Source organism: Pedobacter sp., assembly GCF_041662865.1.
In the GTDB taxonomy this organism is placed as follows: Bacteria; Bacteroidota; Bacteroidia; order Sphingobacteriales; family Sphingobacteriaceae; genus Pedobacter.
The window spans coordinates 1-8599 of the sequence record NZ_JBAZRL010000075.1; the positions used below are offsets into that span (position 1 = coordinate 1).

At 37.2% G+C, this 8599-nt stretch carries 10 protein-coding genes; 1 reads left to right on the plus strand and 9 read right to left on the minus strand.

From position 1 onward, the window contains the following. Nucleotides 1–217: hypothetical protein (locus tag WC622_RS15745; protein ID WP_372820646.1), on the plus strand; the 217-nt coding region annotated here is incomplete at its 5' end. A gap of 144 nt (nucleotides 218–361) precedes the next feature. Here the strand turns inward: WC622_RS15745 and WC622_RS15750 are convergent. The 9 genes from WC622_RS15750 to WC622_RS15790 all read right to left on the minus strand — a co-directional run. Next, a complete protein-coding gene (locus WC622_RS15750; protein ID WP_372820647.1) occupies nucleotides 362–2863 on the minus strand; it encodes a cation-translocating P-type ATPase in 2502 nt (833 codons plus the stop codon). A gap of 103 nt (nucleotides 2864–2966) precedes the next feature. Next, nucleotides 2967–3704 carry a YoaK family protein gene (locus WC622_RS15755; protein ID WP_372820648.1) on the minus strand — a complete coding sequence of 246 codons (738 nt, stop codon included), beginning with the start codon at nucleotides 3702–3704 and terminating at the stop codon, nucleotides 2967–2969. Between the two features lie 112 nt (nucleotides 3705–3816). After that, on the minus strand, nucleotides 3817–4383 hold the full coding sequence (locus WC622_RS15760) for a dihydrofolate reductase family protein (RefSeq protein WP_372820649.1): 567 nt from the start codon (nucleotides 4381–4383) through the stop codon (nucleotides 3817–3819). A gap of 121 nt (nucleotides 4384–4504) precedes the next feature. Further along, nucleotides 4505–5188, minus strand: coding sequence for a hypothetical protein (locus WC622_RS15765; RefSeq protein ID WP_372820650.1), 684 nt, complete (start codon nucleotides 5186–5188; stop codon nucleotides 4505–4507). A 26-nt stretch (nucleotides 5189–5214) separates the two neighbouring features. After that, on the minus strand, nucleotides 5215–5442 hold the full coding sequence (locus WC622_RS15770) for a helix-turn-helix domain-containing protein (protein ID WP_372820651.1): 228 nt from the start codon (nucleotides 5440–5442) through the stop codon (nucleotides 5215–5217). 3 nt (nucleotides 5443–5445) lie between these two features. Then, a complete protein-coding gene (locus WC622_RS15775; RefSeq protein WP_372820652.1) occupies nucleotides 5446–5982 on the minus strand; it encodes a DUF2975 domain-containing protein in 537 nt (178 codons plus the stop codon). Nucleotides 5983–6251: 269 nt separating this feature from the next. After that, on the minus strand, nucleotides 6252–7079 hold the full coding sequence (locus WC622_RS15780) for a helix-turn-helix domain-containing protein (protein WP_372820653.1): 828 nt from the start codon (nucleotides 7077–7079) through the stop codon (nucleotides 6252–6254). A 30-nt stretch (nucleotides 7080–7109) separates the two neighbouring features. After that, nucleotides 7110–8105 (minus strand): SDR family NAD(P)-dependent oxidoreductase, encoded by a 996-nt coding sequence (locus WC622_RS15785; protein WP_372820654.1) that lies wholly within the window; start codon nucleotides 8103–8105, stop codon nucleotides 7110–7112. Nucleotides 8106–8396: 291 nt separating this feature from the next. Continuing rightward, nucleotides 8397–8599: hypothetical protein (locus tag WC622_RS15790; protein WP_372820655.1), on the minus strand; the 203-nt coding region annotated here is incomplete at its 5' end.

Here is an 8599-nt window from a genome sequence, read left to right on the forward strand (position 1 = left end):
CCCGTGGGGAATAAAGAGGAATAGGTTCATTCGTTCATTTTGCAATACGCTGTGCATCCTGTCAGGCCAAAGCACCAATTTTGTGTTACTAAAATCGCCCTTGGCTGGTGCGGAATGTACCAACTTTCTTTACGCACAACCTTTAATAGCATCAGGCGCAGGCGTGGCGTTTTTTGGTTACTTTTTTCAGCTACTGGAAAAAAGTTACACCCCGTAGGGATCAGGCGCAGCTTTATTTATAAGCTTATATGTTCTTAATGGTATAAATGAGCTTCGCTTTGCTACGGTATTTTGGTTAATTTTTCAGCTACTGGAAAAATTTACACCCCGTAGGGAATAAAGAGGAATAGTTTCATTGCTATCATTGCTTCATTCTTTTCAACCACTTGTAAATCTCAAACCAAAAAACCGAAATAGCCGCCATAAAAACTACGATACCTAAGTTTTGAATAGTGAGTGCCGTTACCTGGAAAAATTTTGCAAATGGAGGTATATACACTACTGCAAATAATACCACCAAAGTGGTTCCGATAATAAGAGGGAACAGGCGATTTTTATTGTTAAAGCTAGCTACCACACTATACACAAAAGAACGGTTGACCAAACTCAAAAATACATTGGCAAAAATAAGGGTGCTAAACACCATGGTCCTCGTGGTTTCTTCGTTCATACCTACTTTTACGGTGTATTGATACACACCCAAAACGGCAGTTGTAATAGCCAATCCCTGCACCACACTTATGCTCAACTCTTTCCACGTTAAAAAGGTATCTGTCATTTTTCGAGGCTTTTGCTGCATGGCATTTTTTTCTATGGGTTCATTTTCATACACAATAGAGCAGGTTGGCCCCATGATCAGTTCGAGAAAGATTACATGTACTGGCGAAAAAATATGCGGGTAAATCCAACCTAAAAATAAGGGCAAGGAAACGGTTAAAATAATAGGGATATGAATGGAGATAATATATTGAATGGCCTTTTTGATATTCGCATAGATCCTTCTTCCTGCTTCAATGGCAGTGATTAATTTAGCTAAATCATCGTTGGTAATCACCAAAGAAGCTGCTGCCTTTGCCATCTCCGTGCCTTTGTTTCCCATAGCCACACCAATATGTGATGCTTTTAATGCAGGCGCATCGTTCACACCATCGCCCAACATGGCCACAATTTCTCCATCTTTTTTTAGCGCATTCACCACCACCAATTTTGCTTCTGGAAACATACGGGTAAACAAGGTTGTCTTTCTAGCTAATGCCATCACTTCTGCTTCGCTGTGCTCCAAAATTTCTGTCCCGTTTACAGCAGCCGTTTCATTGTGAATGCCGGCTTGTAATGCAATGGCTGTGGCTGTTTCTGCATTGTCGCCCGTAATCACCTTTACTTTAATACCTGCTTCATAAATTTGTTTAAATACATCCTGAATTCCTTTTTTAGGAGGATCGTAAAATACCGTAAATCCTAAAAATTCAAAGCTGAAGTCTTGTTGCTTTTGTGGGAAATCATTGCCTTCAAAATTACATTTAGCCACTCCTAATACCCGATAGCCTTGCTTGCCAAAATCTTGAATACGTTGGCGCAATGTTGTTTTTTCGGTTGCTGACAGATTGGAAACGGCAAGAATAGCCTCTGGTGCACCTTTGGCAGCCACAATCCGTTTACCTAAGGCATTTTCAAATAGATGCGTCATCATTGGAGGTTTACCATCTAATGGATACTCGTGGATCATGTTAAACTCTTTTCGGAGGTCTTTGGCTTGCGTTTGTTCATACACCAGATGCAGCGTTTTTTCCATCGGGTCGAACGGAACAGGTTCACTACTCCACATGGCGGTACTGATCAATTCGGCAAGTTTGGGATCCTTAAACTGCGTATCATCAAAAACTTGCGCTGATGTGTAGTCAAAAATGGCTTTTAAACGCATCGAATTTTCGGTAATCGTTCCAGTTTTATCGGTACAAATCACGGTAGTGCTTCCTAATGTTTCTACTACACTGCTCCGTTTAATAATAATGCCTTCTTGCATGAGTTTCCAAGCGCCCAATGCCATAAAAGTGGTAAAGGCAACAGGAATTTCTTCGGGCAAAATGGACATGGCCAGCGTTAGCCCTGCTAAAAGACTGTCGATAAGGTTGCTCGAGAGCCAAAAGCTATATGCCCACACCAACAGAAATACCACTAAACCGATTACGGCCATCCATTTTACAAATTTGGTAATTTGGTTTTGCAAGGGCGAACGCTCTTCTTTAATGTCTTGAATGGATTTTCCAATTTTGCCGAGCTTCGTTTTACTGCCAATGGTTTCTACTTTAAAAACCGCTAAACCAGAAACCACTAGCGTTCCGCTATATACTTTTCTATCCTCGGTTTCATTACTTTTAAATACAGAAAAGCTTTCGCCAGTGAGCGATGCTTCATTCACCGAAAAATCGTTGCTGTGTACAATTTCGCCATCGGCATTAATTGTTTTTCCTTCTTCTATAATACATAAATCGCCCACTGCAATTTCATAGGTGGGTATTTGAAGTACTATACCCTCGCGGATGACATTAGAAAGCGGTTCGTTTAGTTTTTCTAGCGCTGTTAATGCCTTTTTACTGCGGTTATCTTGATAGAATGAAATTCCAGAAACAACTATAATGGCTCCTAACATAAAGATGGCTTCGGCATAGTTGCCTACAATTACATAAATAACCGCTACGGCAATCAGCAAAAGCAACATTGGTTCTTTCAAAATGTCTAGCAGCATCAAGTACCATGTATTTTTTTTAACGGTATCGGCCTGGTTATAGCCAAACTTACTTCGTGAACTAGTTAGCTCTTCTTTTGAAAGGCCCGTAAAATGTTTGGGAATGTTATAGGACATGGAATTAACCGGTTAAGTGTTAAAATTACGAATAGCTTTTCAATTTTTTAGGACTATTAATTAGGCGCAGTGGCGGATGTAGGAGGGAAGGGATGAGTTTAGCTTATGGTATTTTACTTTGTTGATTGTGGCTTCTCTTTTGAAGGATCAATTTCAATTTTAGGTTATCATAAAGTATTCCAATAAGTAAAATGGCTGCGGCAATGGCTAATACATACAATTTTAAGGTCGAATAAAATATACCGCTTAAAAGTCCACCTAAAAAGAAAAACGTGATAATGGTTAGCCTTAATTTTATGGAAGAATAAAGCTTGTGCTTTTGTTCTTTTTGTTTGTAGAAAAACAATTGAGAGAGTTCAATTCCTAAGTCTGTAAACAGTCCTGTTAAATGCGTGGTACGTACAGTTGCATTAGAAATGGTAGTGACTAATGAATTTTGTAAGCCCATGGCAAAAAGCAAAGAACAGGCCAATAAATTAGGATTGTGTGAGATGAGCACTTGTCCGAATACTGCTAAAAAAAGCAATATTGAACTTTCGATAAGTGTTGGAACTACATAAATTAAGCTAACACGCGTTTTTGAAAGTAGCTCAATTAAAAGGTTGGATACAAATGAACCTAAAAAGAAGAAGAAAATGTATAAGAAATAGATAAATCCTTGCCAAAAATTGAGTTTAAAAATTTCGTCTACAAAAAAAGCAAAATGACCAGTCACATTTGTGGTTAAGCGTTGAACAGCTAAAAAGCCAGCCACATTAACAATTCCGGCCACAAACGACAGTAGGGAGGCAATGCTTAAATTATGCTTAAATGTCCTCGTTTTTCCTTTGTGTCTAAACATAAATTAGGTATTCAATTTTGTTTGTGTCGCTAGGTAACGAAGTTATGGAAAATACGCACTCATTTGCAAAAGAATACGGCAATTTGCAAAGCTTATGTTAGCGGTTGCTGGGTTACTCACGTATGGGCTCGTAATAGAGCACAATTGACCCTGAACCAAAGGTTTTTGTCTTTAAAAGCTTGAAGATTGTCCTGTCTTTTATGTTGTCAAACAACTGTAGTCCTTTTCCTTCTACCATTGGATGAATACAGAGCTGAAACTCATCAATCAAATTAAGGTTCATTAGCTGAATAATTAAACTGCGACTGCCCACTAAAATAGGAGCGCCCGGTTGTTGTTTGAGTGCTAAAACTTCATTTTCAATTTCCTGTGTGGCAAGTTTGGCACTTTCCCAGCCAGTAGCTTTTGGGTCGGTATTTTGCAAGGTATGTGAGAAAACAAGTTTTGGTATGCGGTCAATTGCCAAAGCAAAGTCGTCCATTGATTTTTTACCAGAAGGGTTTTTTACCAGCGTTTGCCAAAACTGCATAAGTTGGTAAGTTGTCCGACCATATAGGATAACGCCTCCATTGTTTAAAAGGTCGGTGTAATGTTGGTGTAAATCTTCATCAGGGATACCTACAGTATGGTCACAGATCCCATCAATCGTCATGTTAATTGCTGCAATTACTTTTCTCATGTTTAGGTTATTTAGTAAGTCAAGCTGTTGGCTACAAAGGGTGCTAATGTTTTAGGGCATTAGTGAAGGTGGTGGATTTTTAACACATTAGTTCAAATTTAGCACAAAGTTTTGTTTCGTTCTATTTGTTAGTGTCCAAAGATTTTTGTGTTAAATATTGCATTAATTCTGTTGCCTTTGTCAATGCCGGACTTGCCATAGGGTCGCTGAACAAATCGTTCATTGGTCCCTCACCAAAATAAAGTCCGTCTGATACAAGAAAAGAAATTCTCACATTTCCTTTGATCGGATTTGGAAGCCTTGGCCTATCCCAAACCCCAATTTGGTTTACGATGTTTTGACTGTTAGCAAATAAGTCGTTTGTAATTTGGTTTGCAGATACATCATCGGTTGTTTCCCAAACTAAAATTTTTCCTGTCTGATTTATATATCTTGCTGTTCCGTCTTTAAATGAGGCTAATACGTCAAGTCCATTTTCAAGTCCAACTTCTACAATAACCGCCAGCAATTCTTTTTTTGCAGGCTTGTGTCCGCTTGCAAGTTGTCTATTGTAAGCAAGAATTTTTAATCTTGGGTCAGAATTTTTGTCGTCGATGATTTTTTGTAAATCTGTAACTGAACTTGGTTCTGAAAAAAGAATATCAAAAGGATACGCATAAGGCTGTTGTGTTTTCTCTTTATATAAATTGAGACTGTCACAAAAAAGCAAATTGTAAATGAAGTTTGTCGAACTGTCCTTGTACGGGTTAATTGATAAAGTTTGACTTTGTTCAGGTGTTTTTTTTAGGAAACTAAATAATCCCATAGCTGTTAAAATTAAGGCTGCTGCTGTTAAAGGTCTGTTGTTTTTTGTTGGTCATTCACATATTCCAAAATGTCACTCGGTTGGCATTCCAAAACATTACAAATTGCTTCTAAAGTGCTAAAACGAATTGCCTTTGCTTTACCTGTCTTTAATATGGAAAGATTCGATAAAGTCAATCCAACTTTGTCAGAAAGTTCATTAAGTGACATTTTTCGCTTTGCCATCATTACATCTAAATTTACAATGATTGCCATAGCTTATACCGTTAAATCGTTTTCGTTTTGAATAGCTACACCCTTTTTAAAGATAGTCGCAATAATATAAATTACAGCTCCCATTAAAATAAAGGCTTGACTGTCTGCCCAAAATTGGTCCAAGCTATTGGTGACAAACCCTTGATGCATTAAATTTTTAGCGAACTCCCTTGCAATGTAACTTAACAGCCCTATTGAAAGCGTGAAATAACTAATTTGTGAAATTTGTTTCGCCACAAAAGTGCTAAATGGTTTTGATAAATCCATTTTGTGCATTAGTCTGATTACGATGTAAAATAGGATACATTTTAAAATTGAAATACATAGCATTAAGCTATAGGTATTGAAAAAAGCTAATCTACTGTTTTCATACATTTCAGTTAAGTCCACCTTTTGATAAAGATTTTGGATAAATTCAGGCTTATACAGACTAAAAAAGAAATTTACGATTAGGGCTCCTGCTTCAATAGATAAGCCGACAAAGATGAGCCAAGCGATAACATATAAGGCCCAAAATACGAAACTGTTTGTTTTTGACATCTTATTAAGATTAAAGTTAATGTGTCAAAAATAATAAATATTTATTGATAAACAATAAAAATATGTTTTTATTCAAAAATATGGGTTGGGTTTTGAATAATCAAATATGGGTTAGAGTTTATTCTTTTGCAGAATAAGGGGTTTATAACTTTGAGGGGCTTTGCAATGTGGAGGATTTACAGCACAAAAGTTCAGTTTTGCACAAAAGCTAAATTGAAAAAACCAAAGTTGAGCCTTTGCACGTCAGCCCCACTATTGCCAAGCCGATATTAGTGGTAGGTATTCGTCTTTCGGTCGGCAAGTTCTGTCGGTGTTAGTCCAAATTGTTTTTTGAAAGCGAATGAAAAGTGTGATAAGTTTTCAAAGCCAGTTTCTAAGTACACTTCAACGGGTTTTCTGTTTTTTTCGGCAAGTTGATAATGTGCCAACTCCAAACGCTTTTGTGTCAGCCAACGTTGTGGTGTCATATTGTAAATATTATGAAAATCACGTTTGAAAGTTGTCAAACTTCGTCCTGTTAGGTAGCCAAATTTTTTCAAAGGCATATTGAACATAAAGTTCTTTTCCATAAAACTTGACAAGTCAATTTTATAGGGCTCTTCAAAGTTGGCTAAAATATGATCAATATCTTTGTCAACTGTTCTTAAAATACTGATTGCTTCCGTAATTTTTAGTGAAGCGATATTTTCGGGAAATTTTTCCTGTACGTCAAAATATGGTATCAGCGAAGAAAGGCAACTTTTTAACAATGGGTGTTTGTCAAAACTTCGGATTTTTTGTGTTGTTAAAATTTTTGTTTTTACGTTCAGGGTGGCGTAGAATTCTCGTAGTCTGTCAATGGTCAAGTGCATTACCACCGACTTATGCGGTTGTCCGTCTTTCGGGTAATTGATGATTGTTGCTAACTGATTTCTTGGAATGAGAAAAATATCGCCTGCCTTAAACAAATAATTTTGGTCTGCTTGAATAATTTTTGTTTCGCCCGAAATGAACCACACAAGCATATGGTGCTCAAACACGACTTCCGTTTTAAACAACTTGTCCTCGTAACAAGAAAGTTTGATGTCGTCTGTTATGTATTTTAGTTGGAACTCCATATCGCTTGTATGGTTACAAATTTACAATTATCAATTGAGTTGAAATGTTATTCCTGTCAATTTTTCGCTTAATTGCCACAAGGTTTTTGCGTTGGTTTCCTCTAACGAATACGGTTTTACACCTGCATAAATTTCTTGTGCAAAAGACAATTCGGCAATATCGGTATCTTCACAATACACACCGCCAATGTTAGTTAATAACGGACTTGTTGCACACCAAATTGTAGTAGATGCACCTTGCGGAATTGTTTTTAAAGAAGCAGCAACTTCGGGCAAGATATTTCCTTTGTCATCACAAAATCCCATTTTTACAAATAATTCCAATGGTGCTTCTCTTCCTAATTCTGTTCCTCCAATAGAACCTGGATGTATTGAATATACTCTTACACCAAACGCTTTTGCACGATTATCTAATTCAAGAGAAAACAAATTGACAGCCGTTTTTGATTGTCCGTAAGCTTGCAAGGTTTCGTATTCCCGATGTTCAAAATTCGGGTCGTCAAAATTAAATGGGGCAAATTGATGTCCTTGCGAAGAAACATTTACAATTCTTGCTCCGTTGGCTTTCTTTATTGCTTTCCAAAGTCTTGCTGTGAGTTGAAATTGCGCAAGATAATTTACGGATAATTGCGATTCAATATCACGATTATCTCTGCGAAGCGGCACCCACATAATGCCCGCATTGTTGATGAGCAAGTGCAACGGTCTGCCCGAAGCCAAAAACTTTTCGGCAAATGTGTCAATGGAATTAGGGTTCATTAAATCCATTTCTTCGATTTTTACATTGTCAATTCCGTGCAGGTTTTTCTTTGCTTTTTCAATATCCCTTGCAGGAACAATGACGGTTGCACCTGCGTTTGCAAGTGTTCGTACCGTTTCCAATCCGATGCCCGAATTACCACCTGTTACAATGGCAATTTTTCCTGTAAGGTCGATGCCTTTAATTACTTCTATTGAAGTTGATTTTGCGTTGAAGCCCGAACCAATTGGTTTCTGTAATGCTCCGTTGTAATTCGTCTGTCCCATTTTTAAATTATTTTGTTGGGACAAAAGTAGATAGCATTTTGTTGAGTAATTTTGTTCAAACGTCCGAATTTACTTTGCTCAAAAGTCCGCTTGTTTCTGTCTGGAATGTGGGTCTGTTATACTTGCCGCTAACTCGCCGCTTGGCGCCACTTAATCGGGTAGTAAACATTTATAATCGAATATAATAGGTTGAAGTTGAATTTCTGCCAATTTCATCAAACTTCTGTTATGTGCATAAACATAGAATCACTTTTGTAACCATATTTGCTAAACAGATTTTGGTAACAGCTTTTAGTTAACTAAGTTACTATTCATTACTATTTGTCTTATGTTTTTTTCAAAATGATAAACAATAGGCGTATCTCTGTGATAAATGTTTTCTAAGATAATTACATCCAAATTCTTAGCAGGCACATAAAATTTAAGGCTTACAAACCCAATTCCCCTGCCTGCATGCCCAATATATTTTACAGGTTCTCCTTCATTAATATTTA

What these genes read in the sequence shown, in the direction of transcription:
- WC622_RS15765 (WP_372820650.1), bottom strand. Translation starts at nt 5,188, where the DNA reads ATGGGATTATTTAGTTTCCTAAAAAAAACACCTGAACAAAGTCAAACT.
- WC622_RS15760 (WP_372820649.1), bottom strand. Translation starts at nt 4,383, where the DNA reads ATGAGAAAAGTAATTGCAGCAATTAACATGACGATTGATGGGATCTGT.
- WC622_RS15780 (WP_372820653.1), bottom strand. Translation starts at nt 7,079, where the DNA reads ATGGAGTTCCAACTAAAATACATAACAGACGACATCAAACTTTCTTGT.
- WC622_RS15750 (WP_372820647.1), bottom strand. Translation starts at nt 2,863, where the DNA reads ATGTCCTATAACATTCCCAAACATTTTACGGGCCTTTCAAAAGAAGAG.
- WC622_RS15785 (WP_372820654.1), bottom strand. Translation starts at nt 8,105, where the DNA reads ATGGGACAGACGAATTACAACGGAGCATTACAGAAACCAATTGGTTCG.
- WC622_RS15775 (WP_372820652.1), bottom strand. Translation starts at nt 5,982, where the DNA reads ATGTCAAAAACAAACAGTTTCGTATTTTGGGCCTTATATGTTATCGCT.
- WC622_RS15770 (WP_372820651.1), bottom strand. Translation starts at nt 5,442, where the DNA reads ATGGCAATCATTGTAAATTTAGATGTAATGATGGCAAAGCGAAAAATG.
- WC622_RS15755 (WP_372820648.1), bottom strand. Translation starts at nt 3,704, where the DNA reads ATGTTTAGACACAAAGGAAAAACGAGGACATTTAAGCATAATTTAAGC.